18 protein-coding genes are annotated in these 21,082 nt (G+C 47.2%); 9 read left to right on the top strand and 9 right to left on the bottom strand.

The features are described 5' to 3' along the window. The first annotated feature begins 25 nt into the window (after window positions 1–25). The 9 genes from ACQ4M4_RS04985 (at window position 26) to ACQ4M4_RS05025 (ending at window position 10,296) form a co-directional block, all read left to right on the top strand. Complete coding sequence (locus ACQ4M4_RS04985; RefSeq protein WP_430683365.1) at window positions 26–2,011, top strand: dehydrogenase E1 component subunit alpha/beta; 1,986 nt, start codon at window positions 26–28, stop codon at window positions 2,009–2,011. Continuing rightward, window positions 2,008–3,432, top strand: a complete 1,425-nt coding sequence (locus ACQ4M4_RS04990; protein WP_430683366.1) for a 2-oxo acid dehydrogenase subunit E2 — start codon at window positions 2,008–2,010, stop codon at window positions 3,430–3,432. Before ACQ4M4_RS04985 ends, ACQ4M4_RS04990 begins: the two co-directional genes overlap by 4 nt. Continuing rightward, on the top strand, window positions 3,433–4,083 hold the full coding sequence (locus ACQ4M4_RS04995; protein ID WP_430683367.1) for a 4'-phosphopantetheinyl transferase superfamily protein: 651 nt from the start codon (window positions 3,433–3,435) through the stop codon (window positions 4,081–4,083). 79 nt (window positions 4,084–4,162) lie between these two features. Next, window positions 4,163–5,878, top strand: a complete 1,716-nt coding sequence (locus tag ACQ4M4_RS05000; RefSeq protein ID WP_430683368.1) for an FAD-dependent oxidoreductase — start codon at window positions 4,163–4,165, stop codon at window positions 5,876–5,878. 48 nt (window positions 5,879–5,926) lie between these two features. Continuing rightward, window positions 5,927–6,529, top strand: coding sequence for an acyltransferase (locus ACQ4M4_RS05005; protein WP_430683369.1), 603 nt, complete (start codon window positions 5,927–5,929; stop codon window positions 6,527–6,529). A gap of 75 nt (window positions 6,530–6,604) precedes the next feature. Continuing rightward, a complete protein-coding gene (locus ACQ4M4_RS05010; RefSeq protein WP_430683370.1) occupies window positions 6,605–7,636 on the top strand; it encodes a glycosyltransferase in 1,032 nt (343 codons plus the stop codon). Beyond that, window positions 7,633–8,394, top strand: a complete 762-nt coding sequence (locus ACQ4M4_RS05015) for a class I SAM-dependent methyltransferase (protein ID WP_430683371.1) — start codon at window positions 7,633–7,635, stop codon at window positions 8,392–8,394. Before ACQ4M4_RS05010 ends, ACQ4M4_RS05015 begins: the two co-directional genes overlap by 4 nt. Next, window positions 8,388–8,813, top strand: a complete 426-nt coding sequence (locus ACQ4M4_RS05020; protein ID WP_430683372.1) for a GtrA family protein — start codon at window positions 8,388–8,390, stop codon at window positions 8,811–8,813. The genes ACQ4M4_RS05015 and ACQ4M4_RS05020 overlap by 7 nt, the downstream gene beginning before the upstream one ends. A gap of 262 nt (window positions 8,814–9,075) precedes the next feature. Then, window positions 9,076–10,296 carry a chromate transporter gene (locus tag ACQ4M4_RS05025; protein WP_430683373.1) on the top strand — a complete coding sequence of 407 codons (1,221 nt, stop codon included), beginning with the start codon at window positions 9,076–9,078 and terminating at the stop codon, window positions 10,294–10,296. A gap of 227 nt (window positions 10,297–10,523) precedes the next feature. Here ACQ4M4_RS05025 and ACQ4M4_RS05030 read toward each other — a convergent pair whose 3' ends face one another. From ACQ4M4_RS05030 to ACQ4M4_RS05070, 9 genes are all read right to left on the bottom strand, one after another. After that, window positions 10,524–11,846 carry a DUF2254 domain-containing protein gene (locus ACQ4M4_RS05030; protein ID WP_430683374.1) on the bottom strand — a complete coding sequence of 441 codons (1,323 nt, stop codon included), beginning with the start codon at window positions 11,844–11,846 and terminating at the stop codon, window positions 10,524–10,526. A 729-nt stretch (window positions 11,847–12,575) separates the two neighbouring features. Then, a complete protein-coding gene (cysK, locus tag ACQ4M4_RS05035; protein ID WP_430683375.1) occupies window positions 12,576–13,559 on the bottom strand; it encodes a cysteine synthase A in 984 nt (327 codons plus the stop codon). Window positions 13,560–13,588: 29 nt separating this feature from the next. Next, window positions 13,589–16,312 carry a cyclic nucleotide-binding domain-containing protein gene (locus ACQ4M4_RS05040; protein ID WP_430683376.1) on the bottom strand — a complete coding sequence of 908 codons (2,724 nt, stop codon included), beginning with the start codon at window positions 16,310–16,312 and terminating at the stop codon, window positions 13,589–13,591. Between the two features lie 36 nt (window positions 16,313–16,348). Next, on the bottom strand, window positions 16,349–17,341 hold the full coding sequence (locus tag ACQ4M4_RS05045) for an arsenic resistance protein (protein WP_430683377.1): 993 nt from the start codon (window positions 17,339–17,341) through the stop codon (window positions 16,349–16,351). Window positions 17,342–17,370: 29 nt separating this feature from the next. Further along, window positions 17,371–17,715: a hypothetical protein gene (locus ACQ4M4_RS05050; protein ID WP_430683378.1), complete on the bottom strand. Its 345-nt coding sequence runs from the start codon at window positions 17,713–17,715 to the stop codon at window positions 17,371–17,373. Window positions 17,716–17,754: 39 nt separating this feature from the next. Beyond that, window positions 17,755–18,312: a DUF3122 domain-containing protein gene (locus ACQ4M4_RS05055; protein WP_430683379.1), complete on the bottom strand. Its 558-nt coding sequence runs from the start codon at window positions 18,310–18,312 to the stop codon at window positions 17,755–17,757. A gap of 5 nt (window positions 18,313–18,317) precedes the next feature. Beyond that, window positions 18,318–18,923 carry a Tll0287-like domain-containing protein gene (locus ACQ4M4_RS05060; protein ID WP_430683380.1) on the bottom strand — a complete coding sequence of 202 codons (606 nt, stop codon included), beginning with the start codon at window positions 18,921–18,923 and terminating at the stop codon, window positions 18,318–18,320. 89 nt (window positions 18,924–19,012) lie between these two features. Further along, window positions 19,013–19,366, bottom strand: coding sequence for an ArsR/SmtB family transcription factor (locus ACQ4M4_RS05065; protein ID WP_430683381.1), 354 nt, complete (start codon window positions 19,364–19,366; stop codon window positions 19,013–19,015). 47 nt (window positions 19,367–19,413) lie between these two features. After that, window positions 19,414–20,715: an NAD(P)/FAD-dependent oxidoreductase gene (locus tag ACQ4M4_RS05070; protein ID WP_430683382.1), complete on the bottom strand. Its 1,302-nt coding sequence runs from the start codon at window positions 20,713–20,715 to the stop codon at window positions 19,414–19,416. Between the last annotated feature and the right edge of the window lie 367 nt (window positions 20,716–21,082).

Here is a 21,082-nt window from a genome sequence, read left to right on the forward strand (position 1 = left end):
GAAATCTTTGAGTATGGTCTACGAAATGGCAACAGTGAATAGTCCCGAATCCTTAAAGCTGAACGAAGACGCCATACTTCCTACTGAGGTTAGGCAGCGGATCATCCGCAAGGCTTTGCTGTCACGCAAAGTAGAAGAAAGGCTTTTAGAATTATTTAGCCAGGGCAAGTTGTTCGGCACCGTTCATACTTGTATTGGCGAAGAATTTTCTGGTGCCGTATTAACCGAATTTTTTCAACCTGGAGACTCTATCTTTTCGAATCATCGCTGCCATGGGCATTTCCTCTCGTTTACCTACGATGTGCAAGGTTTAATTGCAGAAATCATGGGGAACCAAAGTGGAGTTTGTGGTGGACGAGGTGGTAGTCAACATTTATGTAAAGACGGCTTCTACTCCAACGGCATTCAAGGCGGAATAGTTCCTGTTTCAGCTGGCTTAGCATTAGCGAGAAAGCTCAATCAGGACGGCAAGATTTCGGTTGCATTTATTGGGGATGGCACCTTAGGAGAAGGAGCTATTTATGAAGCATTTAATATCGCCTCCAAGTGGGAACTGCCGCTTTTGGTGATCCTTGAAAATAACGGATATGCGCAATCCACCAACCAACAGGAAACCCTAGCAGGAGACATTTGCGCTCGAGCTGCCGCCTTCGGTATCCGCACTGCCACAGCGGACACCTGGAATTGGGAGGGTTTATACAGCACAGCAGCAGAAGTGGTGGACTACGTCAGGAGTCAGTCCAAGCCCGCCTTTTTGCGCATTGATACCTTTAGACTAAAGGCTCACTCCAAAGGAGATGATAATCGTCCCCGCTCTGAGGTTGAGCCCTTTGAGCAATGCGACCCGCTCAATCAAATGTTGGAAGCGCCCACGCCAGCATTTTCCGCTTTGCTGGATGAGATCAATCAAATTGTGGACGCAGCAGTGGCAGAGGCAGAAGCATCTCCCCACAGCACCATTGAGCCTTTAGTTCCAAACCTCCAGCAGGTTGAGTGGACTGAGTTTAAGGTCACAAAACGGCGAGTCGTTCAGGCCCTCAATGAGATGTTCAAGGGATTGATGGGCCAGCAGTCCAAAATGCTGTTTGTGGGCGAAGATGTAAAGTCTCCTTACGGTGGCGCATTCAAAGTTTCTCGGGAACTGTCAGATCTATTTCCCGATCGCGTATTCAATACTCCCATTTCGGAGCAAGCGATCGTTGGGCTTGGATGTGGTTTGGCGATGGAGGGCTATTTCCCCTTCGTAGAAATCATGTTTGGAGATTTCATGGCCCTCACCCTCGATCAAGTTTTGAACCATGCCAGTAAATTCAAGTACATGTACAACGACCAAGTGACGACTAACTTGGTCGTTCGCACTCCTATGGGAGGTGGCCGTGGTTATGGACCGACCCACAGCCAAACCCTAGATCGCCATTTTATGGGGATTCCTGGGTTGAAGATGGTAGCAATTAACAATCTTATCGAGCCGAGCCAGGTTTACCAACCGTTGCTGGAACAAGCCACAGAACCAACGGTTGTGATTGAGAACAAACTGCTGTACTCGCTCAATTTGCGAGAAAAGTTGCCTCAAGGGTTTAAGACATTCATGTCAAACGAGAAGTTTCCAAGCATTTGGGTGAAACCGGAGGCAGCCACAGTAGATCTTACCTTGATTGGCTATGGTGGCCTGAGCGATATGCTAGTCACGGTTACAGAAAGGCTATTTGAGGAACATGATGTTATTGCCCAAATTCTCTGTCCAACTCAAATCTATCCCTTCAGCATTACTCCATTCTTGGACATTGTTGCGAGCAGTCAGTTCCTGGTTCTTGTGGAGGAGGGGCAGGGATTTGCCGGGTTTGGCGCTGAAATTGTGGCTCAGATCGCAGAACAAAATGCAGCTTTACTAAAGAAAGTTAGGCGTGTTGTTCCCTTACCAATTCCGATTCCAGCTTCAGGAGTGGCAGAAAAAAGTATGCTGCCGAATGCAGAAAACACGATTGCATCAATTTTGGAGTTCATCCAATGAAAAGTGAATTATTTGTTCCTCGGTTGAACACAAATGATGATGAAGTAGATGTCGTGCATTGGTATGTCAAAGATCGAGACTATGTAGAAAAGGGAAAAGAGATCGTTGACCTGGAGTCGTCGAAAGCGGTTGTCAGTATCGAAAGTGAAGCGTCGGGGTATGTGCTGTGTCACGCCCAAACAGGCGACACCGTAACGGTTGGGGCTCAGCTGGCGACATTCTATTCCGATGTGGCAGAGTTGGAAGCTGCCTTGCAGGGTAGTGATACGCCCACGTTAACGCCCAACGAGACAACTCAGTCCACAGGGAACGAAAATTCCGAAGCGTTGTTGTCGCAGCAACCCGTTCTGGCGATCGCCCCTTCTATGCCGCAACCCGCACAACAGTTGGAATCCAGCAAGCAACATCTACCAACTTTTGGGTTTACACGCTTTTCTAAGGCCGCCCAAGCCTATCTGGCAGAAAACCAGATTAGTTCAGCCTTGTTTGAGGGCATGGGGCTTGTGTCTGTCGAGGTGATTGAAACAGTGCTGGGAATTCGTAAGCCCGCAACCAGCAGCCCAACCGATTCATCCCAAAACAGCAGAATAGACCCCTTAACTGTTACCAATCCTCAGTTGAGGTCCGAGAAGGTCAGTAAATCTAAGCAATTGGAAATTAGCCTGCTTACGGCCGGTCAATCAGGCGGAATCAACAGTTCCTTGACGGTCCAGTTCAACTCGGCAGGAATCCGGCAAACGTTGGAGGAATTGGGGTCTCTAAATGGGCAAATTTTGCCGTTAATATTGTTTGAATTGACCCGGCTTTTGGAGGAACATCCAGCGCTTACAGCATATTACGAGGCGGGTCACATCTACTATTACGATCGCGTGGATTTGGGCTTAGCAATCGACTTGGGTAAAGGGTTGAAAGTCCCAATCATCCGCAACGCCAACCAACTCTCCCCTTCTGAAATTCTGGAAACGATTACAGGCTTTGCTACCCGTTATTTAGAAAATCAGCTCTCGGTAGAAGATCTCACGGGTGGGACTATCACTATTAGCGATCTATCTAGCGAAAACATTCTCCATTTTCAACCGTTGGTCAATCAGAACCAATCGGTAATTCTGGGCATTGGGGGCGATCGCAACCTTCCAGGCCATCCGATGACCCTAAACCTAGTCTTCGATCACCGCATTCTTGCTGGTCGCGAAGTTGCAATATTCCTCAATCAGCTCAAGGATCGATTGCTTAGTTACGAACTGAGCAATCTGCCTTTGACTGAAAGTCGTGTGCGGGCAGAACAGGTCACGTGCAACCGATGTTTGATTGATTTGGAGTCGCTTTATCAGAAGTTTGGTAGAGATGCGTTGATGCACGTTCATATTGATGAAAAGGGACAGACTGCTCACATTTGTCATGTCTGTTTAGGAGGGTTTTAAGTGGAGAGCGTTGTTGAAATCATTTCGGTGATATCGGGCAAAGATCGCGGCAAACTTGCACCTGATGTTAGCTTACGGGCTCTGGGCATCACGTCTTCTATTGAAATTCTCAAGATTCAAAGTGCTCTGGAACGAAAGTTCAGCCAGAAGTTGCCCCCGCTAGGTGATACTTGGACGATCGATAAGATCGCGGCACAGGTAGGAGGGTCGCAAACTGGTAGCGTCAGTACTGCAACATTAACCAAACCCACTGTAGAGCCCCGCCCTGCAAAGGCAACTGCGGGTGCGAATGTAGGCAGCATTTTTATTGGGGTTGATATTGAAGAAATCGAACACCTGCCTGAGACTTCCAATTATCGAGATCATGACTTTTACCGCAGTGTGTTCCATGATTCAGAAATTTCTTATGCGCTCCTGAAACCGGAACCTCGCATACACCTGTGCGGCATTTTTTGCGCAAAAGAAGCTTTAAAGAAGTCGGCAGTTGAATTGATTGAGTTGCGGATGGATGAGATTCAGGTTCATCACCGCCAGGGGCGACCCTCCATCACAACTGTTCACGACTCTATCAATTCAAGATTCACGTTCCAGGTTAGTATCAGTCACTCTAGTTGCTATGCTGTTGCAAATGTGCTCGCGATCGCTGAATAGTGTCAACCTTGTTAAACGCCTGTTCCATTCGTTTGACTGGGCAGTCGACCAGGGATTGTTTTATAAAGTGCGATTTGGTATGGGAAAGTTCAAGTCCATCAATCCCACCAAATGGCTAACGTTTCCTAAACGCCAAGATCCATTGGTCCGTAAAGATGAAGCGATTGTTGTCGTTGGAATTGGAATCGCTGCCTTTACATTCGTGCGATCGCTGCATCGATTGGGCTACACCAATGTAACACTGATTGCGCGAGATAAAGACTTTGGCGGCAAGTGTGTAAACTATGGGTGTATGCCTTCGGAGTATTATACGGCTCATCGAGACGAGGAAGCAGCCGTTACAATCGAAAAAGGGAAAGAGTTTATTGCATCGCTACGCAAAGCAACCGAGCAAAGCTTTAAAGAATTGGGCTACCCGCTACTCCAGGCTGAGGTAACAGCAGTTAAAGGGCGGGAAGTGGTACTGAGTACCGGCAAAACAGTAAAGTTCGATCGCTTGGTATTAGCAACTGGTAGCCGACAAGTATCCTGGGCCTTACTAGAACCAACCTGTTCGCCCCAGCAATTCTGGGACATTACTTCTGGCAAGATGGCCATTGTTTCGGATGGAAACGTTGCTTCTCTAACATATGCCAGTATTGCGCGCGATCGTGGGTTAGACGTAACGGTTATCTTTACATCTCCGCCCTTACTGAATCTTCTCCCATCATTTCAATATTTCAAGCGAGAACTCGAAAAGCAGGGTATCCAAATCCTTACAAAAGTTGCGATTCAGGAGCGTGAGGGCAACCGTTTAAAGATCAAAGTTCAAGGCAAATCACAGTTTGTTGACTGTGATCACATTATGTATGAAGGAGTTCCAGAGCTAAATTTGCCCTTAATTGATGGAACATCCAAAACAATTCTAGATATCGATCTAAAAAGAGCTAGCATTCTTGGACGTTCTGATATTCACGTATTAGGAGATGCATCTGGATTCTTCACAGCAGCCGAAGCAGAGTTACAAGCTAAGCAGTTAGCAAACGTTTGGTCGAGTGGAGTCGACATTCAAGTTCGAAACTTTGCCCAATTGCCTGTCCGTATTCATGCAAAAAAATCCTTTGCTATGGTTGGAGAGCTCTGGACCCTCCTTTATCCTAATTGGCGATCGGTTGATTTCAAAGCCCTTGGTTGGTCTGCCGTGCATTGCGAAACAGGGAAGCTATGGTATCTCTATAACTCCCAGGAAAGGAAGATTGAGTCAATTCATATTTGTCATCGAGATGCCTCCGAATTAATTTCCTTGGCATCAATGCTGATTGATCTACCTGTAACTGATACGCGTTGGCTTACGTCTTCAATCCACCCAACATCTGCCGAAATCTTCAAGATCATGATTGAAGAGATTGAAGCTAGCGAACTGAACGTTGAGAGCCACAAAAGGCTACTAGGAGCGACCGAAGCAGAGTCCAAATCGGAAGTTCCTTCAACCCTTCTGAGTCTGCCCCCCATCTCTCAAATTCATCATAGTCACTTCTATCAAACCATTTTTACATCAGAAGAGCGCTCTATCGGTATTTTAGATTCAAATCCAAGCTTATATTTTGCAATCCTGCTGGGAATTAAGGTTTTGCTCAAAGGTGAAGATGGCCAAACTCCTAATGTTTTGCTGAAGCGATCTCACGAGGGGCGTTACATCGCGAAGGGAATTAATTTCTGCTATGAGATAGAGCCAGATTCAATGAGCATCACGTTGAATCTTGAAGGTAAAACTATAACAGTTTATACAGGCAGTTTGGTGCATTCAAACTCTTAAACGACATATCGAAATTGTACTTCTTATTACTTCGGAGCCCTAGCATTCATGAAACCTCAAGCAGTATACAAGCATCTGGTTTGGCATTACCAAAGGACAAGATTTGGTGCATTAGGGAAAGACTCAAACATAAACCTTTTAGCTGATGTACGAGGTCAGACAAAAAATATTTTTATTGGTAGCGAAAGCACAATCTGCAAACATGCTTCTCTAGAGGTCGACCTAGCAAATGGGAAGGACTCTCAAATTATTATTGGGGATCACACGCTAATTAGCTCCTTTGTGATTCTTCGAACTCATGGAGGAACTATTAGAATTGGCAATTCTTGCTTCATTAACTCATTCACTGTGTTACATGGTCATGGCAATTTAACAATTGGGAATAACTGTTTAATCGGGCCTCAAGTCACGATGGTTCCTGCTAATAATGGGTTTAGAGATCGGCATACTCTAATAAAGTCTCAAACTCCAACTCGGCAAGGCATCATAATTGAGGATGATGTTTGGATTGGGGCAGGAGTAACAATTTTAGACGGATGTACAGTTGGCAAGGGGTGCGTTATTGCTGCAGGATCAGTTGTTACTCAAAGTTTAGATCCCTACTCTATTGTTGCTGGATCTTCTGCCAAAAAAATTGAGGTTAGGGTATAAGTTAACTGAAAAAAAAACGTTGCTAGATTTTTAGCCGCATCAGACAAAAATTGAAGCCCTTGGAGAAGCTAAGAGATGCAAAGCCATGATTTAAGAATAAAAGGTTTGGAAAGCAACTCAATTGATGAAAACAAATTAGTTATTGTCATCCCTTCATTTAATGATTGGGAAGCCCTTGAAAAGCTGTTAACTTTAATTGATGAGGCGGCCATGCCTCAAGTGAGACATCTGGAAGTTTTAATCGTTGATGACTTTTCTTCAAAACCTATCCCTGAATCGCTGATTGAGCAAAACTACTTCCAGATTCAGAAAGTTAACATTCTTCGGCTCCGACGCAATCTCGGCCACCAAAGAGCGATCGTGATTGGGCTGTCGTATGTTTATCACAACTTAGACTGTAAATGGGTTGTCGTCATGGATGGGGATGGAGAAGATAACCCTTTTGAAATAGAGCGATTATTAGAGGCCGCTGAGACAAAAGGAAATAGTCAAATCGTTTTTGCAAAACGCAGTAAGCGTTCTGAGAGCAGAGGATTTAGGGTTTCTTACTTCATTTACAAAAGACTTTACAGATTGCTTGTGGGACGAGAGATCAGTGTTGGAAATTTCAGCTTATTGCCATTTTCCTTGTTAAGGCATGTCGTCGTCGTTTCCGAGATCTGGAATCACTACTCTTGCGGATTACATCGTTCTCGCATTCCCTATATGGAAATCAATGTGCCTCGCGCACGGCGATTAGCTGGGAAACCGAAAATGAATATGGTGTCCTTGGTTACGCACGGTTTGAGCTCCATTGCAGTATACGGGGACATTGTCGGAACTAGAATCTTGATGAGTACAGCAGCCTTGCTAGCTTTTCTCCTGATGGTTTTGGGAGTCGTGATACTAATTAGACTGTTTACAGATTGGGGAGTTCCTGGTTGGGCGACGTATGTATCCGGGTTGCTAATTTTAGCCCTTTTTCAACTTGTCCTCTTAGGAACTGTATTCAGCATGATTATTTTGTCTGCACGGAACAATTCTAATTTTATTCCCACAAGAGAATACAAATATTATGTAGACCGCTTCTTCAGCTTGAAATCCACCCCTGTAGCCATACATTCATGACGTGTTCTACTATAATTCGTTTGAATTATAGTAGAACATTTACAGCAGTTATGAGTGCATTTGAATATAGTGGTACAGAACTGAAGTTATTCTCTACAGCACAAAATTGGAAGAGCTACATTTGTGATCTAATTAAGGAATACATCAAGAATGATGTTTTGGAGGTTGGGGCAGGCATAGGACAAAACACCCGCTTGCTTTACCACCCTGAGTATCACAAATGGATATGCTTAGAGCCTGACATCAAACTTTATCGAGAGCTAGAAAGTCTGTTTAGCTCCTATGAGGCTAATGAGCCTCATCTTCAAAATGGAACAATCACTGGATTGGCGAAAGAACAGTTATTTGATTCGATTTTGTATTTGGACGTTTTAGAACACATTCTTGAAGACAGTGAAGAGGTATTACAAGCCTATCAACATCTTAAACCTGAAGGCTATTTAATTGTCCTAGCTCCGGCGCATCAATGCTTATTTACTCAATTTGATGCCGCGATTGGTCATTATCGTCGCTACAGTAAGTTGGGTTTAAAGGTTCTTCTACCAAGGGACATGAAGGTTGTTAGGTTGTTGTATGTAGATTGTGCGGGCTTATTGGCAAGCCTAGCTAACAAGCTAATTCTTCAGCAAAAACAACCAACCTACTGGCAAATAAAAACATGGGATAAATTGATGATTCCCGTTTCTAAAAAGCTAGATAGGCTCCTTCAATACAGGTTAGGAAAGTCAGTTCTTTTAATTGGGAGAAAGCAATGTTAGCCAGACTGTTGAATAACTTTTCAAGGTATCCGACTTATCTAATTGTAGGAGGAGGAGTCACTCTATCTACGATTTTAATTAGAAGCATAATTGGTTTGATCATTGAAGATGACTCAACTTCTAAATATCTTTCGTCTATTGTTTTGACCTATATTGTTGGCATCTATTTGAGTTTTGTGGCTCATAAGTCTATTACGTTTCGAGTAAAGGGTGAGCTATCAGTCACTCAAGTTTTTAAGTTTATATTTATACATATCATTGGAATGGCTATCACGCTGGTCTGCTCAATCAAGCTACGCGAGATATTTCTGGATGCATGGATGCCCCTCGAGATCTCAAAGATGTTTGCTTTTGCTCTATCTGCTCTTTTCGTTTCAGTTATCACTTATTTCTTAAAGAAGCGTATGATATTTGGGTAGAATCAGCCTCATACTGCAGGCAAACCTTTGAGCAGGGATTAGAAGAAAACCACATCTGCTAGGCGTCTGAATTTGGTTATCTAGCGCTTATTATCACAATTGAACCGAAAGAGGTTGACTGTAGTGGCGATCGCACGTCAAGAAAGGTGAGCAAAGTACCTGCTTGTACGCGAGACTGTAGGTTTGAATGTGCTCTGGGCTATCGCGATCCGATACCAAAGTATGGCACCTTCTGATTGATCCCTCAAACAGTCATTAAAGCATGGATACCCCGGAGTCAAAGCAACCTGTCAGTCAGCCTGTCCATGAGCACACATCTCCGTCAACACTCAGTCCGCAGCAGCAACAACAGCGGTTGAAAGAGCTGGCGGCAGTGTTCTTTCGGTTGGGGTGCATTGCCTTTGGCGGACCGGCAGCCCACATCGCCATGATGGATGATGAGGTGGTAAAGCGGCGGCAGTGGATGAGCCGGGAGCAGCTGCTGGATCTGATTGGGGTGACCAACCTGATTCCTGGCCCCAACTCGACGGAACTGGCGATTCACATTGGCTACGAGCGGGCAGGTTGGAAAGGGCTATTTGTGGCAGGAAGCTGTTTCATTCTGCCTGCAATGACGATTGTCTGGATTCTTGCCGCGCTCTATGTTCGCTATCAAACAGTTCCCCAGGTGGAGTGGCTGCTGTATGGCATCAAGCCTGTCATCATTGCTATTATCTTGCAGGCGCTGTTCAAGCTGGGCAAAAAGGCGATTAAGGACAAACTGACACTCTTGGCGGCTGTTGGGGTAATTGTGGCGTATTTTCTCAATGTGAATGAGATCGCGCTGCTGCTGGTAGCGGGTCTGGCGGTGATGTTGAGCAAGAACCTTAGGTTCAGTGGCACCGCTGCTCTAGTGCTCCCGTTTTCTGGAACCTTGGCCCAAACCGGCGGTATGGCAGCAGCGACAACAGGAGTCGGAGCAAACTGGATTCAGGTGTTTCTGTTCTTTCTCAAGATTGGCTCAGTACTCTACGGCAGCGGCTATGTGCTGCTAGCCTTTTTGCAGCGAGACTTGGTAGAGCATCTGGGGTGGCTCACCTCTCAGGAACTGCTGGATGCGATCGCAATCGGCCAATTCACTCCCGGTCCTATCTTCACCACCGCAACGTTTGTGGGCTACCTGCTAGCAGGCAACGCTGGTGCGATCGCAGGTACTGTTGGTATTTTTCTACCTGCATTTTTACTGGTGGGCATCGTGAATCCTTGGGTGCCGATCTTGCGTCAATCTCGCTGGTTCAGCGCATTTTTAGACGGCGTTAATGCTGCTTCACTAGGGCTAATGGCGGGAGTTGTGTTTACCCTGGGAAAATCTGCCCTGGTAGACTGGGTGACGATAGTACTGGCGGTGCTGGCTGCGATCGCAGTCTTTCGACTCAAAATCAACTCAGCCTGGATTGTATTAATAGGAGGCATTGCCGGATTCATTGTCCAGCAACTTTTATAAACCGTCAGTTTTGGTTAAGAGCTTTTCTGAGGGTTGCGCGACGCGCAACCCTCAGAATCGCCCAATTTTGCGTGCGCGACGCGCACGCAAAATTGGGCGATTCAGCTTATCCAAAACTCAGGTTTATAAAGCACGCTAAGCAGAATAAGCAATCAAATTCGGTAGCGTTAGTTGGTGATTGGAACATTCAACAAAAGGGCCTAGTCCTTCATTCAACCTCGCATTGCCTATTGTTTGAACGCCAACATCACCTGATGATAATGCCCAGCTACCTTCTCTCTATCTTTCTCTAGAGACAGCCTTTCATAGCTAAGCTGCATAACTGTTTCAGCTTGCTGTTGCAACACAAAACGGTCATGTGGACGATGAGTGCACGAAGCAATTTGCTCAATCGCATTGAGTAAACCAATTATGATTCTCACATCAGATTGTCCATAATGCTGAATTTGAGTAAATGCGATATCAACTAATTGCTCAAAAGCGACAGGTTCAGCAATAACGCGTAAATTGTTCTCATTGTCAAAACGATAAGGGGAGGGAAATTCTCGCTTTGCCAAAGAAGACAGTGCAGTACCAAGACGATCAATACATCGGATAGCTGTAGATGGATCATTAATTCCTGGAGAGAGGGCTCGTACAGCGATCTCAACCAATTGTTCAATTGGGAATGAGATATCTTGTTGCTCAGTTCGCTCTTTTCCGATTAGAAAGGTGCGGTGAATCTTATCAATCAGTTTCTGGTTTACTCGCGTTTCTGGATAGAGCTGCATCAACGTGTTGCCTTTACTCACAAACTTGCCTGGTTTGACTTGGAGACGCAGCAACAGGTCATGCTTACAAGCCGCTTTCAACAGTGCATGATCGTCAACGACTTGTAGATAGCCGGTTTCTTGGGATTGAACTGAGTAAGCACTAGCATCAAAATCTTGAGGAATTTCTTCCGCTTGCCATTGATGCTGTGGCTTACCTCGTCCGATTTCCTCAGGAAACAACCGTTCAATCGCACGCTCCAGGTCATCAGCGACATCCGCAATCACGTGGGAAGCTTGAATAATGGTTGATGCGTGGTGAATAAAGTAGATTAATACCCCAGTACTAGCGATCGCCAGCCCAATCGCAATCGTTACTGAAAACTTCGGGATAAATTGGCCGTAATCCTCTCCACGAACTGTTGGTAGCACCAGCAAGCAATAAAGAAAGGTCGCAATAAACGTACCTAATACAACCTGATTGCCTGTATCTTGCATAAAATTCCGCAGTAATCGCGGTCCAAAGTTCGAAGCAGCAAGTTGGAGCGCAACGATCGTGATCGAAAAAGCGGTTGCTGCTACCGTTACCATTGAACCCGCAATAGCAGAAAGCAATCCTCGTGCACCTTCTGCTCCACCTCGATAAATCCAGTTCATATCTTCAGCTTTCAGCTGATCAGTGTGGTCAAGCGTCAGCGCGCCAAACGCGAGAAGCATTCCCCCTAATGCCATTAAGCTGGGTAAAAACCAGTAGCTAGAACGGAGCGAATCCCATAGTTTGGCCAGCTTAATATTTTTCATAGAGGCTACGTTGATAAGAACCTTTGCAATAACGATTGATGTCTTGTAAATAAAGGGAGTGATGAGTTGAATATTCGCTTTCAGAGTAAACTTGATTAATTCAAATGAACCATGAAAATGGATGGGTCACTTACCCAATCCGATGCTGCAATTGATCTGAGGAGAATTCCCGCATTTTTATTAGCTGGAATCTAACCAGAAATGTACACAGTATCACTTTTGATTTTGGAAAGTCATGACCAGTTTGGCTTATTTTCTACAAATGCTAGCCATCGCCAATCTGGTGAAGTATTAAGCAAGCCGCCATCATTCAACATAAAACTCTAAACCTTTGTCGTCCACACAGCGGGCAACACAAAGGTTTAGGGTCTGGGTTTTAATAGTGTCGAGGCGCTGAAAAGGATTAGATCTGCGAATCTGTCGGCGAGGTTGCCAAAGCCTAATCTCCTTCTTAAGGTACAGATGAAACGGCTACTTCTGACGTTAAAACGTTGCTTCCGATCAGCGAAATGGTAACAGAACAAAATATTTGAGGCAATGGCGATGCCAAGCCTTCAAAAAGTTGATCGCGTTGGCTAAAACTTTTGCAATCTTTGAAATCAACTGACTTTGCATGAAGGAGATATACGAGCGACTTCCAATCGTTTGTGCCTCCAGTTTCGACAGAGGCAATTTATCAGATCCAGGGTGCAACCATTGCAACATACAACCGTATCGCTAAAAAAGATTCTAGTCTTGATTCACTGTGGCGGATGATGCTTGTAAAGTTGTTTCTATGCTCCACTCATCCCACATTTCGGTGCTGAGATAACGTTCTCCCGCACTAGGTTGGATGATCACAATTCGTTGATTTTGGTATTGCGATCGCCCTCCAATTTGTAACCCTGCATAGACGGCTGCACCAGTTGAAATTCCACTCATGATGCCTTCAACTTGCGCTAATTGTCGCCCAGTTTTGTAAGCCTGTTCTTCAGTAACGGTAACAATTTCATCAATCAAATCTACCCGCAGAACCTCAGGAATAAAGCCCGCGCCAATACCCTGCAAATTATGCTGTCCCGCAGGTCTACCGCTCAGTACGGCACTCCTGGCAGGTTCAACAGCCACGATGTGTAGATCAGGCTTTTGCTGTTTCAGGTAATGTCCAGCCCCCGTGAGCGTGCCACCTGTCCCCACCCCCACAACCAGGGCTGCCAGTTGTCCATCGGTATCCTGCCAGATTTCAGGTCCGGTTGTGGCATAGTGAATTTTGGGATTCGCAGGATTGCTGAACTGATGCGGCGAGAACGCGTTAGGAATGGTTGTTAGGAGTTGATTTGCATGGGCGATCGCGCCTGGCATATCGGCTTCAGCCGGGGTTAAAACTACCTCTGCTCCATACGCCTGCACAATTTGTTGGCGTTCCTGGCTCATGTTTTCTGGCATCGTCAAAATCAAACGATATCCCTTGGCTGCACACACCATGGCTAGCCCGATTCCGGTATTGCCAGAGGTGGCTTCCACAATCGTAGACATCCCAGGTTGAATGAGGCCGATCCGTTCTGCTTCAAGCATCATGCTGATGGCAATACGATCTTTCACCGATTTTGCGGGATTCAGTCCCTCTAGCTTCAGGACAATTTCTGCCACACAGCCAAACTGTTTGGGTAAGCGTTGCAGCTTGATCAGAGGGGTGTGACCAATGATTTCGGTAATGCTGGCATAAATGTTCATACGGCGTACACCGGCAGATTGTGAAGCGTTCAAATGATGAGCCAAAAACTTGTTACAGTCAGCCCACCCATGAGCAGCAAATGGGGAAGGTTACTGAGAAAGGGACGTTGAGTAATTCGGAGTAAGGGATAGATACTGAACACGAAAGCCGAGAGCAGGGTGACCCCTTGCAGAAATGCTGCAACATCTGCACTCCAGGTGAGGGTGGGTAAACCAACACCGCTAAAGCCCAAAGTTCGCGCCAAGACAGGTAGAATCTTCCCCGCTTCCGTGACCGCCGCTGGGACATAGTGCGCCAGGTTTGTTGCCAGGGTAAAAGGTAAATAGGCGTAGATAACCGTAAGGTAGGTGGGTTGTTGGGGATCAAGGAAGCGGGCGATCGCATGAGTCAAATACGTCAACACAGCAGGAATGCTGAGGAGGGCAAGAACGATCGGCGTACTGGTCAGTAAATGATCCGCGTCAATGGCAATATCGTAGAAGCCCAACCCTCCTAAAATTCGCGGGGCATGATGCATGAACACGCCACCCAGCAGCAGCAGCAACAGGGCAACTTCCGCTCCAAACCCCTGATGATGGTCTAATAAGTCTGCTGTGGGAAACCGCAAGTTGAATTGCACGGATCGGTTGGGGCAGGCTTTGAGACAAGTCATACAGAGCATACAGTCTCGATTATCTTGCAACTGAGCCGGATGGGAGTAAAGGGGACAGCCGCCTGTCGATTGTCCTTCGTTAGGTAACGCATCGGCAAATCGGACAGGAGTAACATCACTGCCTTTATAGCAGCCAAACGTGTTGCACTGGCTGCCGCACACCTGCTGGCTCGATCGCACCTCCACCATGGCTAACTTGGCAAACATCCCATTCATGCCGCCAATCGGACAAAGATACCGACACCACAGCCGCCGCTCATACATCAGGCTAAAAATGACGGCTCCGGCGGTTATCGCCAACAGCAACCATGCCGAGAGATAGGCATGGTGTGGCAAATCCCAAAGCTGCTCCCACAGGTAAATCGCAACAAACCCACCAAACAAAATCCAGGCTCCCCAACGGTTCAACCATGGGGTATTCCAGGGAAGCTGCTGGCGTGGAAGCAGCCACAGTGACAGCCGCCGCAACCATTCGGCCGTAATCATAAACGGGCAGATAGCGCACCACAGTCGCCCAACAAAAACAAACAAAAATAAATAACCCGGCCACCACCAAGCCCAAAAGAGATTCAGCGTCACGCTGCTATCTCGGGTTTGGGGGCCAAGGAAGCCTGCGATCGTAACGGGCACAAAAAACGCCATCATCCCCATCCAGATCGCCTCTGGATACCAGCGGCTCAGCAACACGCGCCGCAGCCAGGGCACATGGGTGAGCAGATCCACTCGAAAGGCGTTTTTGGCGGACTGTACTGACCAGAGCGCTTGTTCGGGAATCACCGTTTGTCCAGGTGGAGTCATGATCACCGCCCGATGCAAGATCTCTGCCAATTCGGTGAGATTGCCCGGATAGTCATAGCTAATCAAGCGACGCAGATCTGACTGATCCAGGCTCAGCAGCGGCCGATTTTGGTCTCGACACAACTCGGCTAAAAAGTAACGGGCAAACGCTGGAATATCTGCCTTACGCTGAGATAGGCTAAACAGCTTGATAGAAATAGTATCTACCTCTGGCCACTCTAGTTTGTTTGGGGCAGACAGGATCAGGCGCACCCAGGATTGGACAGGTTTGGGCGGCTCGGTTGTCAGGCCATTGGCTTCACCCACTCCATGGTTCGGAAGCAGGGTTCCTGTTTTGCAATAGTGAATTAGGCACGTGCGATTCTCCCAAGCAGAGGCTTCGCCAACGCCCTCACTCAGCACCTGGACATTACTTAGCAGAAGGGTTCCCCGCTCCAACAGTTCGAGAATACCCGGCTGCCCACCGATTCTGCCAAACACAATGTCAGTATTGAGTCTGCCATCCTGCAAACGCGGCAACTTGGCGCAATCTAGTTCTGCAAATGGTTGGTCTGCTAGGGCAGATCGGGCATGGATTAGCCCTGCTAGAAAGGTTTTTCCAGTTCCAGCTTGGGCTTGAAATACCACAGGTTTGAGGGTGGCGGCGGCTCGATCAATTTGTTCTGCCAACTTTTGACTGGCTTTGCTGTTCCCCAGAATGGTTTTCCCGATGGGAACCGCTTGAATGTAGGACTGTAAACCTTGAATCCGTCGCTGCTCTTGGGCAATTCGGGCACTGAACGCATTTAAGTCTTGCGCGAGCAGGGCATTAAATAAGTGTTCAATTTCGGCATATTGCTGCATTAACTGGCGAAACTGAGCTTGGGGCAAAAACCAGATTTCGCTAGCCGTAAGGGCGATCGCCTGCGTCTGATGTCTGCTATTTTCGGGGTTTGCCATCAGCGACACATATCCAAACAGTTCGCCTGCATGGCGATAGCGAATTAGGGATTTGCCAATGGCAGAACGGCGGGAAATTTCAACCGTGCCCCACTTCAGCAAGTAGAGTCCGGTAGAGGGATGCCCTTCTTGATATATGAGCGTTTGTGGCTCTACGCGAAAACAGTAAAGAGATTGGGCGATCGCTTGCAATGCCTCTGCGGATAATTGGCCCCAAACCCGATGCAACATGAACCAACTTCGACAATCTTCAACCGTCTTGTCATTGGGCGGATCTGCATTAGCAACATCTGCACTCAAGGGCAATGGGTGATCGGTCGCGGTTAGCAGGGGAGAAGTTTGAGTCGAGGTGGTAGAGGACATACAGTTTTGACCAGAATCGGCATGGCGAGATGATTCCTAGCTGCTCTTGAGTTGAATCGTTTCTTCAGTAGGGCCAAAAATCTTATCGGTTAACTTTACGTACCAAGCGGCTGCCTGTACCTGAATGATGTATGCCATCGCAATAATTAGCGCAATTTCGGAACCCTGTTCGCCGCCAAACACAGTGACTGCGATCGCCAAAGCAATCGACAAATTCCGCATCACAGTACCGTAGACAAGAGCGATCGCATCTCCCCGATTAAAGATTGCCTTACCCAAGAGCGTACTCAACAGAAAGTTCCCGAAATAGAGAATTGCTAACGGAATCAAAAACGACAGTAATTCCAGAGGATTTGCCACAATATCTTTTGCTTTCAATGCCATGGCCACAAAGACAACCCCTAGAACTCCCAATGTAGAAAAGGCTGGGAACTTTTGCTTAAGGTTTTTGTTGTACTTGTCAGCCCCTATCATTTGAATCAAAATCAGGCGGGTGGCAATTCCCAGTAGCATGGGCAGGAATACGATAATGGCAATTTGGCGGAATGTGTCAGCCAGCGGAATTTCAATCACGGTTCCCATCAACCACTTGGCATAAAAGGGAGTGGCGATCGATCCCAGAATCAGCCCAATCACGGTCATCTTCACTGCTGCACTCAGGTTTCCTTTGGCAAATCCAGTCCAAGAAATCGTCATGCCGCTTGTCGGTAGTAACGAGGCTAGCAGCAACCCCAGCGCCACCAGAGGGCGATCGGCAAAGAAAATGCGCCCCATCCCATAGGCAAAAAAGGGAACAATGGCAAAATTAATGAACTGGGTCATCAACTGTAGCTTGTAGTCTCTACCAGACAGTACTTTTTGAATCTGCAAGTTGATCATCATGGGATACACCATGAGAAACGTGAGCGGTATAATCCAGGCTTTTAACGGAGCCGGGTTGGTTACATACCCCACAATGATGCCAACGACTATTGAAGATGGAATCGCCCAAACGAGGTTTTTCTGAATAATTTCTAATAGCTTCCACACAGGAATCACTCCTAAATTGCACACATGATTTAGTGAAAAACTTGTAAGCTGCGGTCAAGCTCAGACACCAATTGAGAGAGGCGATCGCGCACCTCTTCAATGTGAGGAGAGGGTTGGTCTTCAATGCCCATGGCCACCAGATGCAGGCCAATTTCAATGGCATCGGCAAGGCCCAGCATCCACACCAACAGGTCTTCAGGGTTATTTGATATCTGAAAATTGACATGAATTGCAGCTGGATTTTCCTGCTCGTGGCCTTCTACGGCACCAATTCGAGAAATTTTGCTGCCTTGAACCGTGGCAACATTACTGACCTGTCCCATCACCGTAATATCACCGGTATTGAGCGTATGTGTTACAAACTTAACTGTCATTGTTTTTGCTCCTGTATGCATTACAAAGTTGCGATCGCATCATGAATCATTCGCCAAGGTTTGCCACTCTTGTATCAACGTTGGAGGAAGGGGTAACGTCAGGGGCGAACCCTCAGTCATCGGTAAACTCAAGTACCAGGGAAGTTCTGCCTGGAGTTGGGATAACAAAGGCTGCAAATCATACTGCCCCACGTTCGGCTCGGGAGCGCTGGCATCGCTAAAGATTTGGGCGGACGCATCGGCTGAGGTCAGGGTTTCGCCCATGGAACTGCGGAAGGTAAGGGGTTGGGCGCGATCGATTGCCCCTGCTCCCGGAAAGCCCACCAGTCGTAGATAGATGTGAAGACGACCATCGGCACGAATGCGCTTAAAGGCGATCGCTTGCCAGCGTTTACCCGTTTGATCCGTCAATGAATGTCGCGACTGGTAGACGATCTGACCGGGGGCCTCTTCGATTTGTCGAATCGCGGCGATCGCTGGCCCTGAGTCTATAAACCCCCAGTTCACAAACATTCCTAAACTAAGCATCAAAACCGCAATGCAGCGTCCCATCAATGCCGTGATATCGGGCAAAATTCGGAATGGTTGAGAGAACATCGTTATCAACTTTCTCCAGCCTGTTCTAAAGCCGCTTTCAAATCGGGAATAAACACCGCATACATACCCCGCAAATCACCCACCTGAAAGTTGTAGGCTAAATCTTGTGGATAGTTGTCTTTAACAAATTGCGGACGCTTGGCCTGTAAACCGTGGCAAGCCAGACAGCTGGTCTCCACATTAATGCGGCGGTAGTAGCGGGTGCCCTCTTGTCTATCGACGATTTCTCGATCCCAAAATCCCATCAAATCGGGGTTTTGCTGAAAGCGAGCCAATGCAATTTTTGAGCGCAGGTTATCTGGGGCATGGGCAGGATTGCGATACTTGCTGGCAATTTGTTTCACCTGCCAGTGGTTCTCTTGGCTTAGCTGCATGGCTCGCATCCCAACCGGCTTACAAACCTCCTTCATGGTTTGCATGGTGGGTTCTTCGGTGTGTCCCTCCAAGGTGGAAGCCAGCCCTGATCTCAACTGATCTAGCGCTTCAATTTCCTGCACGGCTTTTGCCAGATCTGCCGGATCGCCTTGAGCCAGGGCAGGGAATGAATGAACACTGAGGAGGGCGATCGCCAACCCAATGCCAACAATTATCTGATATACGTGTTTTCGCATGCTGGTTCCTCGTTGAATATCCGTATTGGATATTCGTGTTGATTATTTGTGTCGAATATTTATGTTGAGCATCATTCGCTTTTCTAGATTTAATGGCAGCGCTGCTGGGCAAGTTCTTCTTGAATACTGCGGCAAACAGACATCAACGCTGTATCAATCAAGCGGTAATAGCGAAAGATGCCCTCTCTTCGACAGGTGACGATGCCCGTTGCTTTGAGTAATTGCAAATGTTTTGAGACATTTGCCTGTAACAATCCCGTTTGCTCACAGAGATCTTGAACATTCCGTTCTCCGTCACATAGAACGGTCAAAATTCGTAACCGAGCGGGTTCACCAAGCAGTTTAAAGCGATTCGCCAGTTGTTCAAATTCACGATCATCGGGAAGGATATTCAGTGTTTTTTTTCCTGTGCGATCGGTGCGATCTGCGGGGTTGATAGTCATAGCATGGGGATTCCATGAATGAACAAACAAACAGACGAAAGACCGCATTAAACGCTGGTAGCGGTGGACTGAGGAGTCAGCATCGGTCTCACCAGATCCACACCAAACAACGTCTTGAGTCCCAATCGCTCAAACCAGGGAACGGCAGCTCCTCGCCGCATTTTGGTCATAAAGTATTGCTCAAAGGCCGTTTTGCTCCAAACAACCCAGGAGCCCTGTACCGCATAGGCATAGCGCCGTTGTTGAGTGTCCGGATCGGGCAACACAGGAGCCGCAACATATAAGATGCCGGTCTTTCCAAATTCGGCAAAGCAGATGGCTTCTAGGGTCGGCACCGTTAAGGGTGCTGGCATGGCTCCCAGCTCAACAGCAATGTTGTGGGCAACTGCCATGCCCATGGCTTCGGTCATTTGTCCACTCTTGGGCATACCAATTGGAACGCGGGGTTTGTCGGGCTGGGCCAGGTTCACGCTAACGCCCAGTGCATAAATATTGGGAAAATGCGGGTGTTGTTGAGTCGGTAGAATCGGAATAAAGCCTTTTTCATTGCCTAGACCAGGCGTGTTGAGGATAAACTGCACGCCCCGGAATGCAGGCAAAATCATGGCATAGGTTTGGGGAAGAATACGACCATCATCCAGGGTGATGTGATCCGGGGCGATCGCCGTAATCGCTGTGTTGGCAATCATTTCGACATCATGTTTGCGGAGCAGAGCTTCCGTCAGTTCTTGAGCATTCGTCACCCCGCTTACTCCCAAATGCCCTACATAGGGTTCGGGAGTGACTAAAGTCAACGTTGCCTTATCCCGCAGCCCTTTCCGTCGCAGGATCCAGTCTGCCATCAAGATAAATTCGTAGGCCGGACCAAAACATCCCGCTCCTGGGGCGGCTCCCACCACCAAATGGCCAGGATTTTCCAAAAACTGGAGCCATGCTTCTCGGGCTTCGAGGGCATGGGAGGCAGAACAAATGGAATGGGTATACCCACCATGGGGGCCCAACCCAGGTACTTGATCAAAGGCAAACCCTGGCCCTGTAGCAATCACCGCATAGTCATAATCAACGGTCTGCCCATTCTCAACGGTGATGCGTTTCATGTGAGGATCAAAGACCGTGACCCGGCTATTCACGAATTCCAAGCCATGTTGCTTTGCCAATGGATCTAACTCCAGCTGAAAGTGATCCAGAGGTGCCATGTCCAGCGCAACCCGAACCAAGCCGGGAATAAATGTAAATTTGGGCTGCTCCGAAATCAAGGTCACTGTGTGTTGGGCGGGCAGCAAATGCCGCAACTCATACGCCGTTGGTAGCCCTCCCAAACCTGCACCAATCACAACAATATTTGCCATGGTTTACTACGCTCCGCATTTAGGCCAGTGATTTTTGCTGTTATTTTGCTGCGCTATTGTCGACATGCTCAGCCGTCACACCACTCGACCGAGGCACTTTATCAAAACCTTTTGTGGGCATTACTCCCACTCTTGTTTAACCAAATCTGAAGTCGTATAAAATAATATATAACCATATGGGAATATAAAATCAAGTAGTGCTCATCATTTTTTAACTTCTTGTTTTCAACTTCCCGATATCTAGGGCGTGCTGAAAAAGTATTTCACGAGTTTTAAGAAGACAGACGGTTAAATCTTGGGATTCGCTAGAACTTAAGCAGCAGCCAGGGCGCATTGAGGATCGCGCCACTGCCGCTGCCATCGGTTG

It is taken from the genome of Leptolyngbya sp. AN02str (assembly GCF_050565595.1).
Lineage (GTDB): Bacteria > Cyanobacteriota > Cyanobacteriia > Elainellales > Elainellaceae > Kaiparowitsia.

What these genes read in the sequence shown, in the direction of transcription:
- ACQ4M4_RS05055 (WP_430683379.1), bottom strand. Translation starts at nt 18,312, where the DNA reads ATGTTCTCTCAACCATTCCGAATTTTGCCCGATATCACGGCATTGATG.
- ACQ4M4_RS05025 (WP_430683373.1), top strand. Translation starts at nt 9,076, where the DNA reads ATGGATACCCCGGAGTCAAAGCAACCTGTCAGTCAGCCTGTCCATGAG.
- ACQ4M4_RS04990 (WP_430683366.1), top strand. Translation starts at nt 2,008, where the DNA reads ATGAAAAGTGAATTATTTGTTCCTCGGTTGAACACAAATGATGATGAA.
- ACQ4M4_RS05030 (WP_430683374.1), bottom strand. Translation starts at nt 11,846, where the DNA reads ATGAAAAATATTAAGCTGGCCAAACTATGGGATTCGCTCCGTTCTAGC.
- ACQ4M4_RS05015 (WP_430683371.1), top strand. Translation starts at nt 7,633, where the DNA reads ATGACGTGTTCTACTATAATTCGTTTGAATTATAGTAGAACATTTACA.
- ACQ4M4_RS05040 (WP_430683376.1), bottom strand. Translation starts at nt 16,312, where the DNA reads ATGTCCTCTACCACCTCGACTCAAACTTCTCCCCTGCTAACCGCGACC.
- ACQ4M4_RS05005 (WP_430683369.1), top strand. Translation starts at nt 5,927, where the DNA reads ATGAAACCTCAAGCAGTATACAAGCATCTGGTTTGGCATTACCAAAGG.
- ACQ4M4_RS05050 (WP_430683378.1), bottom strand. Translation starts at nt 17,715, where the DNA reads ATGACAGTTAAGTTTGTAACACATACGCTCAATACCGGTGATATTACG.
- ACQ4M4_RS05000 (WP_430683368.1), top strand. Translation starts at nt 4,163, where the DNA reads ATGGGAAAGTTCAAGTCCATCAATCCCACCAAATGGCTAACGTTTCCT.
- ACQ4M4_RS04985 (WP_430683365.1), top strand. Translation starts at nt 26, where the DNA reads ATGGCAACAGTGAATAGTCCCGAATCCTTAAAGCTGAACGAAGACGCC.
- ACQ4M4_RS05060 (WP_430683380.1), bottom strand. Translation starts at nt 18,923, where the DNA reads ATGCGAAAACACGTATATCAGATAATTGTTGGCATTGGGTTGGCGATC.
- cysK (WP_430683375.1), bottom strand. Translation starts at nt 13,559, where the DNA reads ATGAACATTTATGCCAGCATTACCGAAATCATTGGTCACACCCCTCTG.
- ACQ4M4_RS05070 (WP_430683382.1), bottom strand. Translation starts at nt 20,715, where the DNA reads ATGGCAAATATTGTTGTGATTGGTGCAGGTTTGGGAGGGCTACCAACG.
- ACQ4M4_RS05020 (WP_430683372.1), top strand. Translation starts at nt 8,388, where the DNA reads ATGTTAGCCAGACTGTTGAATAACTTTTCAAGGTATCCGACTTATCTA.
- ACQ4M4_RS05010 (WP_430683370.1), top strand. Translation starts at nt 6,605, where the DNA reads ATGCAAAGCCATGATTTAAGAATAAAAGGTTTGGAAAGCAACTCAATT.
- ACQ4M4_RS05065 (WP_430683381.1), bottom strand. Translation starts at nt 19,366, where the DNA reads ATGACTATCAACCCCGCAGATCGCACCGATCGCACAGGAAAAAAAACA.